The 17,022-nt window shown below is 74.1% G+C and carries 20 protein-coding genes; 13 read left to right on the top strand and 7 right to left on the bottom strand.

Features of this window, described 5'->3' with window-relative positions; genetic code table 11:
• Positions 1-54: 54 nt before the first annotated feature.
• From ACZ5D2_RS33705 to ACZ5D2_RS33695, 3 genes are all read right to left on the bottom strand, one after another.
• Positions 55-1,425, bottom strand: a complete 1,371-nt coding sequence (locus tag ACZ5D2_RS33705; RefSeq protein WP_371680681.1) for an FAD-binding oxidoreductase — start codon at positions 1,423-1,425, stop codon at positions 55-57.
• A 198-nt stretch (positions 1,426-1,623) separates the two neighbouring features.
• Positions 1,624-1,866: a hypothetical protein gene (locus tag ACZ5D2_RS33700; protein WP_468934729.1), complete on the bottom strand. Its 243-nt coding sequence runs from the start codon at positions 1,864-1,866 to the stop codon at positions 1,624-1,626.
• Between the two features lie 178 nt (positions 1,867-2,044).
• Positions 2,045-3,694, bottom strand: a complete 1,650-nt coding sequence (locus ACZ5D2_RS33695; RefSeq protein ID WP_371680679.1) for a Rossmann-fold NAD(P)-binding domain-containing protein — start codon at positions 3,692-3,694, stop codon at positions 2,045-2,047.
• A gap of 359 nt (positions 3,695-4,053) precedes the next feature.
• On the opposite strand from ACZ5D2_RS33695, the gene ACZ5D2_RS33690 reads away from it, so the two are divergent.
• From ACZ5D2_RS33690 to ACZ5D2_RS33675, 4 genes are all read left to right on the top strand, one after another.
• A complete protein-coding gene (locus ACZ5D2_RS33690; protein WP_371680678.1) occupies positions 4,054-4,578 on the top strand; it encodes a cupin domain-containing protein in 525 nt (174 codons plus the stop codon).
• 128 nt (positions 4,579-4,706) lie between these two features.
• On the top strand, positions 4,707-6,197 hold the full coding sequence (locus ACZ5D2_RS33685) for an MFS transporter (RefSeq protein WP_468934724.1): 1,491 nt from the start codon (positions 4,707-4,709) through the stop codon (positions 6,195-6,197).
• Entirely contained in the window at positions 6,194-6,793 is a 600-nt protein-coding gene (locus ACZ5D2_RS33680; protein ID WP_371680676.1) for a TetR/AcrR family transcriptional regulator, read from the top strand. The genes ACZ5D2_RS33685 and ACZ5D2_RS33680 overlap by 4 nt, the downstream gene beginning before the upstream one ends.
• A 124-nt stretch (positions 6,794-6,917) precedes the next feature.
• On the top strand, positions 6,918-7,475 hold the full coding sequence (locus ACZ5D2_RS33675; protein WP_468934721.1) for a pyridoxamine 5'-phosphate oxidase family protein: 558 nt from the start codon (positions 6,918-6,920) through the stop codon (positions 7,473-7,475).
• A 19-nt stretch (positions 7,476-7,494) separates the two neighbouring features.
• Here ACZ5D2_RS33675 and ACZ5D2_RS33670 read toward each other — a convergent pair whose 3' ends face one another.
• Positions 7,495-8,382: a LysR family transcriptional regulator gene (locus ACZ5D2_RS33670; protein WP_371680674.1), complete on the bottom strand. Its 888-nt coding sequence runs from the start codon at positions 8,380-8,382 to the stop codon at positions 7,495-7,497.
• Positions 8,383-8,506: 124 nt separating this feature from the next.
• On the opposite strand from ACZ5D2_RS33670, the gene ACZ5D2_RS33665 reads away from it, so the two are divergent.
• A complete protein-coding gene (locus ACZ5D2_RS33665) occupies positions 8,507-8,992 on the top strand; it encodes a cupin domain-containing protein (protein WP_371680673.1) in 486 nt (161 codons plus the stop codon).
• A gap of 63 nt (positions 8,993-9,055) precedes the next feature.
• Here the strand turns inward: ACZ5D2_RS33665 and sigJ are convergent, their stop codons facing one another.
• Both sigJ and ACZ5D2_RS33655 read right to left on the bottom strand, forming a co-directional pair.
• Positions 9,056-10,006, bottom strand: a complete 951-nt coding sequence (gene sigJ / locus ACZ5D2_RS33660; protein WP_371680672.1) for an RNA polymerase sigma factor SigJ — start codon at positions 10,004-10,006, stop codon at positions 9,056-9,058.
• 167 nt (positions 10,007-10,173) lie between these two features.
• Positions 10,174-10,734: a SixA phosphatase family protein gene (locus ACZ5D2_RS33655; RefSeq protein ID WP_468934716.1), complete on the bottom strand. Its 561-nt coding sequence runs from the start codon at positions 10,732-10,734 to the stop codon at positions 10,174-10,176.
• A gap of 106 nt (positions 10,735-10,840) precedes the next feature.
• On the opposite strand from ACZ5D2_RS33655, the gene ACZ5D2_RS33650 reads away from it, so the two are divergent.
• The 8 genes from ACZ5D2_RS33650 (at position 10,841) to ACZ5D2_RS33615 (ending at position 16,512) form a co-directional block, all read left to right on the top strand.
• Positions 10,841-11,236, top strand: coding sequence for a hypothetical protein (locus ACZ5D2_RS33650; RefSeq protein WP_468934713.1), 396 nt, complete (start codon positions 10,841-10,843; stop codon positions 11,234-11,236).
• Between the two features lie 50 nt (positions 11,237-11,286).
• A complete protein-coding gene (locus tag ACZ5D2_RS33645) occupies positions 11,287-11,673 on the top strand; it encodes a VOC family protein (RefSeq protein ID WP_371680669.1) in 387 nt (128 codons plus the stop codon).
• 135 nt (positions 11,674-11,808) lie between these two features.
• Complete coding sequence (locus ACZ5D2_RS33640; RefSeq protein WP_371680668.1) at positions 11,809-12,483, top strand: YoaK family protein; 675 nt, start codon at positions 11,809-11,811, stop codon at positions 12,481-12,483.
• A gap of 39 nt (positions 12,484-12,522) precedes the next feature.
• On the top strand, positions 12,523-13,077 hold the full coding sequence (locus ACZ5D2_RS33635; protein ID WP_371680667.1) for a hypothetical protein: 555 nt from the start codon (positions 12,523-12,525) through the stop codon (positions 13,075-13,077).
• A 112-nt stretch (positions 13,078-13,189) separates the two neighbouring features.
• Positions 13,190-13,927 (top strand): ArsR/SmtB family transcription factor, encoded by a 738-nt coding sequence (locus tag ACZ5D2_RS33630; protein WP_468934708.1) that lies wholly within the window; start codon positions 13,190-13,192, stop codon positions 13,925-13,927.
• Between the two features lie 71 nt (positions 13,928-13,998).
• Positions 13,999-14,982, top strand: a complete 984-nt coding sequence (locus ACZ5D2_RS33625; protein WP_468934705.1) for a DMT family transporter — start codon at positions 13,999-14,001, stop codon at positions 14,980-14,982.
• Positions 14,979-15,911 carry a 2-dehydropantoate 2-reductase gene (locus tag ACZ5D2_RS33620; RefSeq protein ID WP_468934699.1) on the top strand — a complete coding sequence of 311 codons (933 nt, stop codon included), beginning with the start codon at positions 14,979-14,981 and terminating at the stop codon, positions 15,909-15,911. Before ACZ5D2_RS33625 ends, ACZ5D2_RS33620 begins: the two co-directional genes overlap by 4 nt.
• A 94-nt stretch (positions 15,912-16,005) precedes the next feature.
• Positions 16,006-16,512: a hypothetical protein gene (locus ACZ5D2_RS33615; protein ID WP_468934696.1), complete on the top strand. Its 507-nt coding sequence runs from the start codon at positions 16,006-16,008 to the stop codon at positions 16,510-16,512.
• Positions 16,513-16,607: 95 nt separating this feature from the next.
• Here the strand turns inward: ACZ5D2_RS33615 and ACZ5D2_RS33610 are convergent, their stop codons facing one another.
• Positions 16,608-16,955, bottom strand: a complete 348-nt coding sequence (locus ACZ5D2_RS33610; protein ID WP_371680662.1) for an STAS domain-containing protein — start codon at positions 16,953-16,955, stop codon at positions 16,608-16,610.
• Positions 16,956-17,022 lie beyond the last annotated feature (67 nt).

Here is a 17,022-nt window from a genome sequence, read left to right as displayed (position 1 = left end):
GGCAGGAGCCCGTGTGGGACGACGAGGCGTGGGGCAGGGACCCGAAGGGACGGCCTACGGCTTGATGTTCTGGTTCAGGTGGAACAGGTTGTCCGGGTCGTAGGCCCGCTTGGCCTCCACGAGCCGGTCGTAGTTCCCCTTGTAGTTGGCCCGGACCCGGTTCTGGTCGTCGTCGGCCATGAAGTTGACGTAGCCGCCCTCTTCGGAGTGAGGAGCGGTCGCCTCGTAGTAGTCGCGCACCCAGGCGGTGTTGGCCTCGTTGTCGGCCGGGTCGGGCCACATGCCGGCGATGACCGTGGCGAACGACGCGTCCCGGTAGGCGAAGGCCGTGGCGTCCTGCGGGACGTCGTGGCAGGCGCCGTTGATCGGGTAGATGTGGACGGTCGAGTTCACCACCGGGACCCGGGGACCGTGGACCAAGTGGGCCTCGATCGCGGCGTCGGTGAGCTCGGTGACGAAGTTGGCCTTCCAGTAGTGCTGGAGCCCGGGCGGCACCAGCGCGTCGAAGGCACTGTTCAACGCGGGATAGGGCATCGGCCCGACGTGCTCGGCGACCACGGGTGCGAACTCGCGGAACTGCTGCACGGCGCGCTCGCCCTCCGCGATCGGGCCGGCCCAGCAGGACACGATCAGGATGAAGGCGTCCCCGTGCCGGTCCTCGGGGATGAAGGGCAGGGGCGGGGCGATCTGGAAGGCGGGGAAGCCGCCCAGCTGCCGTGGTGCGTCGGCGATGAGCTCGCGGTACCCGCGCAGGACGGCGCCGGCGTCGGCCAGTTCGAAGAGCATGGGCCCGCCGTAGACGTCCTGCACCGGGGCCAGCCGGAATTCGAGCGAGGTCACCGCCCCGAAGTTCCCTCCCCCGCCGCGCAGCGCCCAGTAGAGGTCCTCGTTCTCGTCCTCACTGGCGACCACCAGCCGGCCGTCGGCGGTCACCACGTCCGCGGAGATCAGGTTGTCGCAGCTCAGGCCCTGCCCGCGGCAGAGGTAGCCGATGCCGCCACCCAGGGTGAGACCGCCGACACCGGTGGTGGATATGATCCCGCCGGTCGTCGCCAGGCCGAAGACGTGCGTGGCCGCGTTGAAGTCGCCCCAGGTCGCACCGCCCTCGGCGCGCGCCGTCCGGTCGCCCGGGTCGACGCGGACTCCCCGCATCCCGGACAGGTCGGCGACGACGCCGTCGTCGCAGGTGCCGAAGCCGGGCACGCTGTGACTGCCGCCGCGCACCGCGAGGTCCAGCCCGTTCTCCCGGGCGAAATCGACCGTCGCCATGACGTCGGCGGCGCCCGCGCAACGCACGACGACCGCCGGCTTCCGGTCGATCATGGCGTTGTAGACCGTGCGCGCCTCGTCGTAGGCCGCGTCCTGGGGTGTCACGACCGCGCCGCGCACCCGTTCGCGCAGCTGGTCCAGGGAAATCTTTGCCATGGCCGACGCTCCTCGCAGCACCCGCGCGCACACCGGCGCCGACCGCCGGGGTCCCGGGCGTCTCTTTTCACGCTACGCCGATGGGGCCAGCCCTCAAGCCGGGCCGTGATCGGGGGTTCGGTGAACGGCCCGGAGCACCGTCCGACGGGCGGGTGTTCCGAAGGGCCGTGCGACCGGCTCCGCGCGGGCCGGGACGCCTCACACCCGGGCGGGCGGCCCGCCGAAACACTGCGCGTACTGCTCGTTCGAGAGGACCAGCGGTTTCCCGGCGTCGTCCGGGCAGGGGTCGTCGGCCCCGGCCGGCGGCCGGAACGACGCCGCGGACAGGAAGACGGACAGGCAGTCGGCCAGGCAGAGCGCCCCTACTGCCGCCGTCGGAACGGTCCTTCGGCGGTTCCGGCGGGGCCGGACGCCGTGTGCGTGCGAACGGAAGGGGATCACAGGACGGTTGTAGCCGTCTCCCGCGCGCGGGCGCGGAGGACCTGCCGCCGCGTCACCCGCCCGGCCGTCCCGGGGCCCGGGGGCCGCCCGTGCGGCGGGCGGCCGTACCGTGCGGCGGGCGGCCGTACCGGGCGGCCGGATGCGGGCGCCCGCCCGTCGGTTTCGGCGGTGGGGTGGGTCAGCGGCGGCCTGACGCCGGCCAGGGGGCCGGGCGGGCCGTGGCGGTGGGGCCGTAGCGCTCGTAGTAGTCCTGGAGGAGGCCGGATTCCTCCAGGACGGCATCGGCCCAGGAGCGGTCCAGCCCGGGTGGGGCCTGCCGGGTGGCGACGGCGCAGGCTCCGGTGAGCATGCCGGCGTAGACGAGGTCGGAGTGGAGGTTGCTGATGCTGTCCGTCTCGTGGAAGTTGACCGGTCGGCCGCCCGCCAGCACGGTGACGTCCACGCCGCCGGGGAGCGTGTGGGTACGGGACGAGGGGCCGGCGACGGAGCGGGCCGCCGGGTTCCGGGCCGCCAGGGCGTCGAGTGCGGGGAGGTCGAATTCGATGTCGCGGCTGCTGACGCTCGCGAGGTAGGCGGGGCGCCGGAGGGCTTCGAACTCCCGGGTCGACATGCTGGTGCGGCCGGTGACGCCGAAGACCAGCAGGGGCTCGTGCCGTTCCAGCAGGGTGGCCAGGTCGCGGTCCGTGACGTAGCCGCTCTCGTGGGCGTCGATGAGGTGGAGGATGTCGGCGTCGTGGACGGCGACCCGCATGCGGCGCTGGGTGAGGAGGGAGGCGATCTGTGAGCCCACGTTGCCGTAGCCGATGACCAGCGCGGGCTGTCCCTCCATCTTCAGGACGGGCAGCAGCTCCAGGGCCGTGGTGACGGCCTTCTCGGCGATCCAGTACGACTCGATGCGCCCCTTGAGTCGGGACTGGGCGACCGAGAACACCGGGAAGGGCAGCTCCCGCTCGCGGCCCCGGAGCTTGTAGATCCCGGACATGGTCTGTTCCACCACTCCCGCCCAGTCCGCCGCCCGGCCGCCGCCGGCGCCGACTCCCGCTCCGGCGGACGTCGGGGATCCTTCGCGGGCCCGGTCCAGCAGCGCCGGTGCGACGTAGCCGCCGTCGTCCAGGGCGAGGCAGCGCAGGCCGAGCCGGCGGGCGCGGTCCGTGTGCTCCTCGACGGCCCGGGGGTCGGTGGCGTCGACGACCCGTACGCCCTGATCGACGAGGTGGCCGTGGACCCGGTGGCGCCACTGGTAGGCGTAGTCCTTGCGCAGGACCGTCATCGCCTCCAGCGGGGCTCCGAGCTCGGCGAGGCAGCCGACGAGGTGGACGAGGTCGGTCAGGAAGTGCCCGGTGACCAGTACCGCGAAGCCCGCGAGGGGCTTCCCGTGGCGCAGGCGCCCGACGGCGGCACTCATCAGGGGCAGCTCGCCCGCGACGCGCTCCACTTCGGGTGCGGAGAGGGCCTGGCGGTGCCAGATCTCGGCCCAGTGGTCGAGAGAGGCCGTCGACGGTGCCGCGCCGCGGCCCGAGAGGCGGAGGTTCAGGCGCAGCAGGGACGGTCCCGCACCGGCGCCGCGCATCTCGGTGGAGACGAACATCGACGCCTGCAGCCCCGGTCCGAGGCGTGCCGTGAGTTCACCCCCGGCAGGGACGGGCACGGCTCCCGGGCCGGCGGCCTCGCACAGGCGCCGGGCCGCGCGGTGCAGGAGGTGGGGGCCGTCCTCCGGGGCGGCGGTCACCTCGACCGTGGTCGCCGCGAAGGAGACCGGTCCGTCGGCCTGCGGTGCCGGGTGGCGTTCGGGCCGTCTGACGGTCAGGGTATTCGTTTCCCGTTCCATTCGAATTACATCCGTTCCACCTGGCGGCAGCCGTCCGCCGCACCACACGTTCGATGTCGCCGTGAATTGAGAACGCGGTGTCCGGAATACGGTCGGACGCCGTCCCTCAGATAAATTCGACGGTGCTGGATCGAATACCCTGCAGGGGAAGATGGGCATCGAGCACAGGACCGAGAATACGGGCGGAAGGGAAATTCCCACCGCAATATCGCTGGATCTCTTCTCGAATTCCTCTGGACCGGGAGAGCGCGGGGAACGCTCGGTTCATCCTCGATTCGAATCCATTATCGTGAATCCGACGGCCGCACGCCGTGGGCCGCACGCCGGTCCGGTCAGACACCCGACCAGAGGAGGACACCGTGCCCACGGCACACGATTGGATCGACGCCCTCGGCCTGGAGCCGCACGTGGAGGGCGGCTACTTCAGGCGGACCTTCCAGGCCGACCACCGCCCCCCGATCCGGACACCGCAGGGCGACCGCTACACGATGACGTCCATCCACTACCTGCTCACCCACTGGTCGCCGATCGGGCACTGGCACCTCAACCGCTCCGACATCCTGCACTTCCACCACCACGGCGATCCGGTCACCTACCACCTGCTGCACCCGGACGGCCGGCACACCACCGCCGTCCTCGGCCAGGACCCGGGCCGGGGGCACGTCCTCACGCTGGCGGTCCCGGGGGGCGTCTGGAAGGCCTCGCACCTCACCGCCGGGGACCACGGCCTGATCAGTGAGGCCGTCGCGCCCGGATTCGACTTCGCCGACATGACCCTCGGCCGGGTCGACGACCTGCTGCGGCGCTTCCCGGGGCACCCGGACCTGATCCGCCGCTACTGCCGCCCGGCCGAGCCGGCCGAACCCGCCGACACCGCGGTCTGACGGGAGGGCGGAGCCGGCCACCCGAGGGGGTGCACAATCGTTCACCCTGGGGTGTACAGTCGTTTACCCATGGGGTGAACAGCTGTGCACTCACCCGGCGCCCGCTCTCGCCACCCGTCTGGAGCAGCATGCCCTCCGCGATACCCGCCCCCGGTCCGGCCTCCGCCCACTCCCGGTTCGTCGTCCCCGTCCTCGCCTTCTGTGGCATGGTCGTCGCCGTCATGCAGACCCTCGTGGTCCCGCTCCTGCCGCACGTCCCCGAGCTGACGGGGGCGAGTCCCGGCGCCGCGGGCTGGCTGGTCACCATCACCCTCCTCACCGGCGCGGTCTTCACCCCCGTGCTCGGCCGCGTCGGTGACATGTACGGGAAGCGGCGCGTCCTGCTGGCCTCGCTGGGCGTGCTCACCCTCGGTTCCGTCCTGTGCGCGGTCAGCTCCGACATCGGCGTCCTGATCACCGGCCGGGCCCTGCAGGGCGCGGCCCTCGCGGTGATCCCCCTGGGCATCAGCATCCTCCGCGACGAGCTCCCCGCCGAGCGGGTGCTTCCCTCGATCGCGCTGATGAGCTCGACCCTCGGCATCGGTGCGGCGATCGGCCTGCCGGTGGCCGCGGTGGTCATGGAGAACTTCGACTGGCACACCATGTTCTGGGCGTCGGCCGCCCTCGGTCTGCTCGATCTGCTCCTGGTGCTCCTGATCGTCCCGGAGTCCCCCGTGCGCTCCCGCGGACGCTTCGACCTGCCGGGGACCCTCGGTCTGGCGGCCTTCCTCGTCGGACTGCTGCTCGCGATCACCCAGGGCGCCGACTGGGGCTGGAGCTCCGCGCGCACGCTCGGCCTGCTCGGCGGGTCCCTGGTGGTGGGCCTGCTCTGGGGCCGGTTCGAACTGCGCACCCGCTCCCCGATGGTGGACCTGCGGGTCTCCGCACGGCCCGCCGTCCTGCTGACCAATGTCGCGGCCCTGCTGATCGGCTTCGCCTTCTACGCGAACTCCCTGGTCACCGGCCAGTTGGTGCAGGAACCCACCAGCACGGGGTACGGGCTAGGCGCCTCCCTCGTGGTCAGCGGCCTGTGCCTGCTGCCCGGCGGCCTCGCCATGGTCGCCCTCTCCCCCGTCTCCGCACGGATCTCCGCCGCGTACGGGCCCCGTACCGCGCTCGTGATCGCCGCCGTCGTCATGGCGGTCGGCTACGTGCTCCGGTTCTTCACCAGCCACAGCCTCTGGCTGATCGTGGCCGGGGCCACCGTGGTGGCCTCCGGGACCGCGATCGCCTACTCGGCGCTGCCCGCCCTCGTCATGCGGGCCGTGCCGGTGAGCGAGACGGCCGCCGCGAACGGGCTGAACACCCTGATGCGTTCGGTCGGCCAGGCCTGTTGCAGTGTCGTGGTCGCCGCCGTGCTGGCCCACGTGACCTTCGTGGCCGGCGGCCGTACCGCCCCGACCCTGCACGCCTACCTGTTGATCTTCCTGATCGCCGCCGGAGCGGCGCTGGCCGCCCTCGTCGCCACCCTGTTCCTGCCGTCGGACCGGCCGGGAGCCGACGCCCCGCGGGGCACCGGCGAGCGGGGCGGTACGGTCACGGTGACAGCGTCCGTGACCGCCGCCCGGGAGAGCGCATGAGCACCACCGACGAATCCACCCCGGCCGGGTCGGCCACGGCCGACGGGGCGTCGGTCGCCGAGACCGGACGCGACGCCATCGTGCGGGCCGCGCGCCGGGCGTTCACGCTGCGGCCGTACGCCGAGGTCACCATGCGCGGCATCGCCGCCGCCGCGGGGGTGAGCCCGTCCCTGATCGTGAAGCGGTTCGGGAGCAAGGAGGCCCTGTTCAACACGGTCGCCGACTTCCGGACGGCCGCCGACGAACTGTTCGCCGCCCCGCCGGCCGCGCTCGGCCGGCACCTGGTCCTGACCATGGTCGAGCTGCGGGACCGGTTCCGAGGCGACCCGCTGCTGCGGGTCGTGTTCTCCCTGGGCATCGAGGACGAGCGCACCCTGCTGCGGGCACGTTTCCGCGAGCAGGTCACCGACCGGCTGGCCGCGTCCCTGACCGGCCCCGACGCACAGCTGCGGGCCGAACTGATCGCCGGCCAGCTGCTGGGGCTGGGCGCCACGCTGAGCCTGCACCGGCCGGACGGCGCGGGTGCCCGCACCGGCGCCGACCGGCTGGCGGACCTGTACGCGCCCGGCATCCAGCGGCTCATCGACGGCTCCTGACCCCGCCGCCCCGGTGGCGGCGCGGGAAGGACGGTGCCGGGAGGCGCCAGGAGGGTGGTGTCGGGCCCCCGACGGTTTCGGTACGGGCCGACGGTCGTTGGTGGCGTGAGGAAGGAGATCCGCCATGTCGACACGAGAACCCTCGAAGCAGCCCACGACCGAGCTCGACGCCCGCTACAGTTCCGCGCTCCACCCCCGTCCGGGGGCCGCGGACGTCACCGCCACCGAATGGTCCGAGGCCCGGCGGCACCTGGAGGCCGCCGAGATCTTCTGGGTGTCCACCGTACGGCCCGACGGGCGGCTGCACGTCACGCCCGTGATCGCCGCCTGGCACCGGGGCGTGCTGTACTTCTCCACCGGCCGGGACGAGCAGAAGGCGAAGAACCTCGCCCGTGACGGGCACTGTGCGCTGACCACCGGAGGGAACTCGCTCACCGCGGGGCTCGACCTCGTCGTCGAGGGCAAGGCCGAGCCGGTCTCCGAGCCCGCGGTGCTGGAGGAGGTGATCGCCGCGTACGAGGCGAAGTACGGTCCGCACATCACCTCGCCCGAGGGCACCTTCCACGGCATGGGGGACGCCTTCCGCAGGGGCGACGTGACGGTGTTCGCGGTGGCTCCGGACACGGCGTACGGGTTCGGCCGGGACGACGGGGTCTACAGCCACACGCGGTGGACCTTCTGAGCGACGGGCCCCCGCCCCGTCAGGCGCCGGGCGGGGCCGCCGCCGCCAGGAGCGCGCGCAGGGCGGCCCCCGGTGGGCCGGGCAGGACGGCGAGGGAGGTCGTGACGCCCGGGGCCGCCAGTGGGCGAATGGCCGTGCCGGCGACCTCGGGAAGGCTGCTCACCTGGTAGAAGACCGTCCAGGAGGGAGCCCGCTCGCCTTCCGCCCCGATCGCGGTGAGGGTGTCCTGGAGGTCGGTGAACGGCGGACCGGCCGGCGGGGCGGCGCCCGTGGCCGCCCGCAGCGCGGCCGTCACCAGGTCGTGGAAGGGCGCGTTGCGCTCGCGGGCCGCCAGCCGCAGCGGGAGGTCCGCCAGGTCCCGCAGCGCGGGCCGCGGCAGGGCGGCGGCCGGATGCCCGGCGGGGAGGGCCACGTACAAGGGGTCCTCCCAGAGCGGGAACAGTTCCAGACCGGGGGCCGCGGGCAGGGCGCGTACCAGGGCGGCGTCCAGGGCTCCGGTACGGACGGCGGCGAGCCGCTCGGAGACCGTCAGGCTGCGGACCCGCACCCGGACTTCCGGGGCCAGTTCGGCCAGCCGGGCCAGGAGCCGGTAGACCCTCTGCCCCGGCCCGCGCACGGTGCCCAGGCGCAGGGTGCCGGTGCCCGCGGAGGCGAGGTCCGCCGCCACGCGCCGGGTCCGCTCGGCGGCGTCGAGCACCGCCCTCGCCTCCGGCAGCAGCCGTTCGCCGGCCACGGTGAGGGACACCCGCCGGGTGGACCGCTCGAACAGGGTGAGGCCGAGTTCCCGTTCGAGGCGGCGCACCTGCTGGCTGACCGCGGACTGGACGATGTGGAGCCGTTCGGCCGCGCGGGCGAAACCGCCCTCCTCCGCCACCGCCACGAAGTACCGAAGTTGCCTCAGTTCCATCCCGCTCCCCCTCATGCGTCCATTCGTCACGATCGATGATCGCTGCAGTGCGCAAACGGCTCTGGTTCGCGGCCTCTTCCCCGGGTCGAATGGAGACGTCGAACCGGTACGGAGGAGAGGACCCATGGACATGACGGCGGACGGGAAACGGAGCGCGGGAACGGCCACGGCGGTGGCGGTGGTCGTCCGGGCGGAGGACGCCGAGTACGTGCCCCTGCCGCACGGCGGCGGGTTCACGCTGCTGACGGACGGCGCCCCGCTCGGCGCCAACCGGCTGGCCCTGGGGCCCGGCGCGGCCGGCGCCCGGCCGCACTTCCACGCCCGCTCGGCGGAACTGTTCCACGTACTCGCCGGAACGGTGGAGTTCCGGCTGGACGGCGCCGTCGAGACGGTCGGCGCTGGGGGCACGGTCCTGGTCCCGCCGGGCCTGCCGCACGCCTTCGGCGCCACGGCGGACGGACCGGCCGAGCTGCTGGCCGTCCTGGGCCCGGCGGTCGAGCGGTTCGACTACTTCCGGGCGCTCGGCCGCGTCCAGCACGGCCTCCAGTCCTTCGACGACCTGCTCCCCGAACAGGAGCGGTACGACGTGCACTTCGTCGACCGCGCCTGACGACTGCGGCCGGGGGCGCGGGCGATGTCCTCGATCCGGGCCGGCCCGCGCCTCAGAGCCCCGTCACGCGCTCCACGGCCGGAGCTTCTCGGGGTTGCGCACCACCCAGATGTGCGTGATCCGGCCGTCCGCGACGGCGAACGCGGCGACCGTCACCGTGGCACCGCCGTACTGGGCGACCAGACCGGGGCTTCCGTTGACCGAACGTTCCAGGAGGTCCAGGCCGGGTGCCGGTGCCCGGCCGGCCATCTCCACGATGTACCGGGCGATCCGCTCACCGCCCACGACCGGACGCAGCACCGCGCCGACCCGGCCGCCACCGTCGGCGGTCATCGTGGCCGTCGGGTCGAGCAGGGCGACGAGGGCGGCGATGTCCTTGGCCTCCCACGCCTGCTTGAAGTCCCTGATGACGCCCGCCCGCTCCGTCGCCCGGGACACGGGAGCCGGTGCGGCGCCGATGCGGCGGCGGGCCGACGCGGCCAGCTGACGGCACGCCGCCGGCGTACGGCCGACGATCGCGGCCACTTCGGCGAACGGGTAGCGGAAGACGTCGTGCAGGATGAACGCGACCCGTTCGGCCGGGGTCATCGATTCCAGTACGACCAGGAAGGCCATGTCGACCGACTCGTCCAGGGTGACCCGGTCGGCCGGGTCCGCCGGGTGTCCCCCGCCGTCACCGGGCCGCCCGGCCGCCCATTCCGCGCGGTCGGGCAGCGGCTCCGGTATCCACTCGCCCACGTAGCTCTCGCGCCGCGCCCGCGCCGATCCGAGCACGTCGAGGCAGATGCGGCCGGCCACCTTCGTCAGCCAGGCGCCGGGCGACTCGACGGCCTCCTGCCGCTCGCGGGACATGGCGTACCAGCGGGTGTAGGTCTCCTGCACGGCGTCCTCGGCCTCGGCCAGGGAGCCGAGGAGCCGGTAGGCGAGGTTGATCAGCTGCCGGCGCTCGCTCATGATCGCGCTCAGGGCCGGATCGGTGGGGCACTCGGGCTCGCGGTGGGATCGGATGGTCATGGTCTCGTCGGCTTCCTCGTTCGGTCTGCGGGCGTCTCACCGTCTTCGACGGAACACGGCCGCGAAATGTCAGGCCGGCGCGCCCCGTCCGTCGCGCTCGGACGATCATCACCCGTACGGGGCCGCCCCGGGGAGCCGGTACGCGGACCACGTGAGGAAGGGGCGGATCAGCGGCCCGGTGCCCAGAAGGCCGTCAGGGTCCCCGTGCCGGAGGTCAGGGCGTCCCAGCCGCCCGCGAGGTCGACGACGGCGACCCCCGCCGTCGGGAAGCCCGCCCCCAGTGCCTCCGGCAGTCCGGGGCCGCCGGACCCGCACAGGGCCGAAGCCATCTCCTGCACGCCGGGATTGTGGCCGATCAGGGCCACGCACCCGAGCCCCGCCGCCCGTTGCGCCAGTACGGTGACCATCGCGTTCGGCGCCGCGGAGTACAGCCGCCCGTCGTGCACGGCGTCCGGGGGGTCGGCCAGCGCCGGGGCCATCAGCTGCCAGGTCTGCCGCGTGCGGCGCGCCGGGGAGACCAGGACCAGGGCGGGTGTGAATCCGGACTCCGCCAGCCACCGGCCCGTCCGCGCGGCGTCGGCCCTGCCGCTCTCGCTCAGGGCACGCTCGATGTCCTCGACCGACTCCTCCTTCGGCACGGCCTTGGCGTGCCGCACCAGCAGCAGCCGGCACCCGGAGGCCCCTGCGGAGGCCGAGGACGTCGTGTGTGGCGCGGGGCCCGAGGGCATGGCCGTCTCCTTCGCCGCGGGTACGGGTACACGGTCATGGTGCGGTGGCCCGGGAAGGTGCGCACTCCCACACGCGCTCGACGGGCCCGGGACTACGCTGCGCAGGATGGAACGCGCAGAGGTACTCAAGCGGGTGATCGGCATCCTCACCGAGGCCCAGGACATCCGCCGGGCCGTCGAAGGCGGGCAGGACGCCACCGGTGAGGGCTCCGGAGACGGCCACGGGGACGGTCCGGCGGCCACGGCCGGTGTGGCCACGACGCTGCTGAACGAAATGCTGCCGTCGATCAGCGTCCCCGCCGACGCCTCCCCGCAGCAGGTGGCGGCCCTGGTGGCCCAGGCGCTGGGCCCGGCCCTGCACACGATGGTCTCCGGGTTCAGCCTGGCGTTCACCAGCCTGGCGATCGCGCACGACAACGGCCGTACGGACCTCTCCTCGATCGAGGTGCTCCAGGAACTGGCCCTCGAAATCGAGGCGGGCACCTACGACGAGGGGCCGTAGGGACGTGCCAGGCTGTCGGGAGCACGGGTGAGCGAAGGGAAGTCCGGAGCATGGTGCACGTACTGGGCAGCCGCATTCTGCTGCGCCCCACCGATCCCGAGCGGTCGCGGACCTTCTACGGGGACACGCTCGGTCTCTCCGTCTACCGCGAGTTCGGCACGGGTCCGGAGCGGGGCACGGTCTACTTCCTCGGCGGCGGCTTCCTGGAGGTGTCGGGCCGCGCCGACGAACCGCCCGCGCCCGGGCTCCGCTTGTGGCTGCAGGTCGCGGACGTCCGGGCGGCGTACGAGGAGCTGAGCGGCCGGGGTGCGCAGGTGCTGCGGCCCCCGGTGCGCGAGCCGTGGGGGCTGATCGAGATGTGGATCGCCGACCCGGACGGCGTACGGATCGCCGTCGTGGAGGTGCCCGCGGACCACCCGCTGCGTTTTCGCCCCTGAGCGGCCGCGGGGCACGGCGTCGGGGCCGGGCCGCGGGGCCCGGCGGCGGCGCGCGCGCCGGTCGCGGCCCCCGCGCCCGGATGATCCACTGGTGGGCATGGACGCCGACGCGGGGCCTTCCCGGAGGGGTACGGGGTGAGCGCGCAGCGGCGCCGGCCGAGGGGGTGGCTCTTCCCCGAGGGGCACGCCCACGCGCACCTGGGGCCGCTGCTGTTGGTGCTGACGTTCGCCAGCGGTCTGGTCGACGCGGTGAGTTTCCTCGGGCTCGGCCGGGTGTTCGTGGCGAACATGACCGGCAACGTGGTCTTCCTCGGCTTCGCCCTGAGCGGTGCGGCCGGGCTGTCGGCCGCCGCGTCCGCGACGGCCCTGGCCGCGTTCCTGGGCGGAGCCGCGGCGGGCGGGTGGTGGCGGCGCGACGGGCCGCCGGCCCGGCTGTTCGCCCCTCTGGTGGCCGGGCAGGCGGCGCTGGTCGCGGTGGCGCTGGCGGCTCTGGGGTGGGACCTCGGCCGGTACCCGGTCCTCGTTCCGCTGGCGGCCGGGATGGGGCTGCAGAACGCGGTGGTGCACCGGATCGGGCTGCCCGATCTGACGACGACCGTGGTCACGCGGACGTTGACGGGTCTGGCCGCCGACCGTCGGCGGCCGGCCGCGCGCCGGCGTGCCCTGTCGGTGGCGGTGCTCGCCTGCGGGGCCCTCGCCGGCGGCCTGCTGCACTCCGGGCCCGGGCCGGCGTGGGTGCTGGTGCTCGTACTGGTGCTGCTGACGGCGGTCTCCACGGCGGCGGGCAGGGCGGGCGGGTCCGACGGCTGAACCCCGGAGGGGGCGGACCCGTTCGTCTACGCTGGCGCCATGGGTCACGAGGACGTCGGCGACGACGGACACGGCGCCGGGTCCGACCGGCCCGGCACCGCCGCCACCGCGACGGCCGAGGCGTCCGCCGCGCGGCTGAAGGAACGGCTGTACGCGACCATCACGATGATCTCCGTGGTGATCGGCCTGGCCGCGTCCGAGCACGTCGACGTCCTCGGCGCCACGGCCACCGTGCTCACGGCGGCCGTCGGGCTGTGGCTGGCGAGCCTCGTCGCCGACCAGCAGGCCCACCGGGTGGTCCACGGCCGCCTCGCCACCGGCGCGGAGCTGCGGCGCATGCTGTGGGTCGGCAGCCCGCTGCTGCTGTCCGCGGTCGGCCCGCTGATCCTCATCTGCTCGGCCGCCCTGGGCGTGATGGAGCTGACGACGGCCCTGTACGCCGCTGCCGGGGTGAACGTCGCCAGCCTCTTCGGCTGGGGATGGTACGGCGGGGTCCGCATGGGCAGCGGTCCGACGGTCGCCCTGCTGGCCGGTGCCCTCGACGCGGCGATCGGCCTGTCCGTGGCCCTGGTCAAGGCCGCCGCCGGGCACTGAACCCGGCCGACCGGAGCGGGGCGGCCGGTCCGGGAGCCCCGAGTCGATCCGCCGGAAGCACCCGGTCACCGATCATTCGGCAATTGCCGAAGCGATGGGGCATTCTGGAGGGATGAACGCATTGCCTTTCGGGACACCCTCGGACGACGCACCGGCCCCCGCCGCCCGCCTGGCGGCCTTCGCCGCCGCCCTGGCCGACGAGACGCGGGCCGCCATCTGCATGACCCTGCTGGAGGGGCGCGCCTGGACCGCGGGCGAGCTGGCCCGGATCACCGCCGTGGCCCCGTCCACCGTCAGCGGCCACCTGGTCCGGCTGCTCGACGCGGGCATCTGCGTCACCGAGCGGCAGGGCCGGCACCGTTACGTGCGCATCGCCGACGCGGCGACCGCCCGCCTCGTCGACGCGCTCGCCTCGTACGCGATCCCCGGCCGGGACGCGGCGCACGCCGTCCCCGTGGTCGCCGCGCCCGACCCGCTGGCGCGCGCCCGGACGTGCTACGACCACTTCGCCGGGCGGCTCGGCATGGCGGTGACCGACGCGATGGAGCGGCGCGGACTGCTGCGCACGGACGGCGTGTTCGAGCTGACGGACGACGGGCGGGCCTGGTGCGCCGCGGCCGGCGTCGACCTCACCGGCGAGGGGCGCAGGCCGCAGGTCAGTTCCTGCCTGGACTGGACCGAGCGGCGACGCCACCTGGGCGGCCTGGCCGGGGCCCGGCTGCGCGCGCGGGCACTGGAGGGGCGGTGGGTGGTGCCCGCGGAGGGCGGCGGGCGGGCGCTGGAGGTGACGCCGGCCGGGGAGCGGGCCTTCGCCGGGCTCCTGGGGATCACGCCCGACGCGTGGAGCTGAATCCCCATCCGGAAGCAACGTCCATCAACATTTCGGTCGACACCGAAATGTTCAGCCTCTAGGGTGGGCGCATGACGTTCCGCTCCCGTCCCCTCCTTCCGGCCGGCCTCCTCACGGTCGGCGCCGTCTCCTTCACCGTGTTCGCCTGGGCCTCGGCCTTCGTCTCCATCCGCAGCGCGGGCGCCGCCTACTCCCCCGGCGCCCTGGCCCTCGGCCGGCTGCTGGCCGCCTCGCTGACACTGGCCGTCCTGCTCCTCGTACGCCGTCAGGGCCTGCCTCCCCGCGCGGCCCTGCCCGGCATCCTGCTGTCCGGCGTCGTGTGGTTCTGCGGCTACACGGTCGCCCTGAACTGGGGGGAGCGGCTGGTCGACGCGGGGACGGCGTCCCTGCTCGTGAACACCGGCCCCATCCTCATGGCGCTGCTCGCGGCCCGGTTCCTCGGCGAGGCGCTGCCCCCGCGGCTGCTGGCCGGCATGGCGGTGTCCTTCGCCGGCGCGGTGGTCGTGGGCCTTTCCATGTCGTCCGGCGACGCCGGCTCGACCCCGGTGCTCGGAGTCGTGCTCTGCCTGCTCGCGGCGGTCGCCTACGCGACCGGCGTCATCACCCAGAAGCCCGCGCTCTCGCACGGCACACCCCTGCAGATCACCGCGTTCAGCTGCCTGACCGGGACCGCGGCCTGCCTGCCCTTCGGCGGCCGGCTGCTCACGGAACTGCCCGGGGCACCCGTGTCCGCGACGCTGAACATGGTCTACCTGGGTGTGGTGCCGACCGCGCTCGCCTTCACCGCGTGGACCTACGCCCTGGCGCGGATGCCCGCCGGAAAGCTGGGTGCGACGACCTATGCCGTCCCGGCGGTGGTCGTCCTGCTGAGCTGGGCCCTGCTGGGCGAGGTGCCGGCCTGGCTCACCCTCGCCGGCGGGGCGCTCTGCCTGACCGGCGTGGCGGTCTCCCGGTACGTGCCCCGCTCCCCGCGCAAGGGACCGGACCACGGTCCCGGTGCCGGTCCGGTTCCCCTCCCCTCCCACGTTCCCTCTCACGAAAGGCAGTCCTCATGAGGATCCTCACGGTCGGCGCGGGCGCCGTCGGCGGCTTCTTCGGCGCCCGGCTCGCCACGGCGGGCCAGGACGTCTCCTTCCTGGTCCGGCCCGCGCGCGCGAAGGCCCTGGAGGCCCGGGGCCTGCGCGTCGAGGGCCAGGGGGAGGAGCTCCGCCTCGCGCCGCGGCTGGTGACGGCCGACGCCCCGGGCGGGCCCTACGACCTGGTCCTGCTGTCCGTGAAGGCGACCGCCCTGCACGCCGCACTGGCCGACATCGCGCCCGCGGTCGGCCCGGACACCGCCGTCGTCCCCCTGCTCAACGGGATCGCCCACCTCGACGCGCTCGTCGCGGCCCTGGGGGACGCGGCGGTCCTCGGCGGGGTCGCGAAGGTGGTCACCACGCTGAACGCGGAGGGCGACATCCTGCGCATGGCGCCGCCCGCGGTCATCCTGACCGGCGAGCGGGACGCCCGGCCCTCCGGACGCGTCGACGGGATCCGCAGGGTCCTGGCCGAGGCGGGAATCGACTCACCGGCGACCGAGGACATCGTCGCGGCCATGTGGCACAAGTGGGTGTTCATCTCCACCCTGGTCGCCCTGACCTGCCTGATGCGCGGCACGGTCGGCGAGATCAACGCCGTTCCCGGCGGCGCCGCGCTCGGGCCCGCCCTGCTGGCCGAGGCCGCGGCGGTGTCGCGCGCGGCCGGTCACCCCGTGCCCGAGGCCGAACTCGCCTTCACCCGGGCGACCGTCACGGCCCCCGGCTCCCCGCTCACCCCCTCCCTCTACCGTGACCTCGTCGCCGGGGCCCCCACGGAGGCGGACCACGTCCTGACCGACCTCACCGTCCGCGCCCGCGCGCTGGGCGTGTCCACTCCCCTGCTGGACCTCGCCGCCCTCCACCTGCGCGTCCACGAACACCGCCGCGCGGCGGACCGCCCCCGGTGACGACGGGGCCGTCACCTCACCCGGATGCGCGGACCACTGGGCATCCGGGCCGCCGGACCGTTGACTGGGAGGCCCGGAACCCCTTGGAGGCGTGGTGGCGGCGGACCTGTGGAGGCGCGGTGCGGCAGGCGCGCTGCTGACGGTGCTGGCGTGGGGCGCGGCGGGCTGTTCGGACAGCGGCGGCAGCCCGTCCGGCGCCGTGTCGAGCGCCGCCGCCGCGGTGAGGTCGGCGGGAGAGGCGGTCTCGTCGGCCGCCGCGGAGGCCGGTAAGGCCGCCGCGTCCGCCGCCGCCGTGGCGAAGGAGAAGCTGGCCGAGGTCAAGGGCGGGGTCAATGCCAAGGAGCAGGTGACCCTGGGCCCGGTCGCGAACGACGGCGACGGGTACACGACGGTCCCCGTGACGGTGCGCAACACCGACGACGGCGAGAAGTCCTTCGCGGTACAGGTCGAGTTCGAGGACGAGGGCGGCAACCTCCTGGACACGGTGGTGGTGACGGTGACGGACGTCCCGGGGAAGGGCACCGGGCAGGGCACGGCCCGCAGCACGCACAAGCTGTCCGGCACGGTGTCGGCGCTGACGGGCACGGCGCTGCGCTACTGAGGCACCCCGCGCGGGACGCTCCGCAGGGACCGCGCGGCACACGACCGCGGCGGCCGGGCCGGTGACCGCTCCGGAACCGCAACGGTGGGGCGCGGTCAGGGCCCGCCGACGGCGTCCTCGACGTCCGGGTGGAGGGACAGCACCGTGTCGGCGCCCGTGAGGGCGAAGAGGCGGCGCAACCGCTCACCGGGGGCGGCGACGCGCAGGGTCGTCAGCTGGTGCACCTGCAGCAGCAGGTTCAGGAACGACGAGTCGCCGAAGGTGACGCCCGCGGCGTCGAGCACCACCAGCGGGTACCGGGCGGCGGCGGAGACGAGCGCCTCCCGGAGAGGGGGCAGCGTGTCCTGGTCGAGTTCCCCGCGCGCGGTCACCACCCATCCGGCTCCGGCCGCGCGGCCTGCCGCCACCACGCCGCCGTGGTCCGTGTCCTGTGCCCCGGCCATGTACGCCTCCCGGATCGTCACCTGTAAGGCCCCCGGAGGCGAGTATGCCTGTTCATCGGCCCGACGA

This window comes from Streptomyces sp. NPDC031479, assembly GCF_055581065.1.
This window is presented reverse-complemented; position numbering and strand designations above follow the sequence as displayed.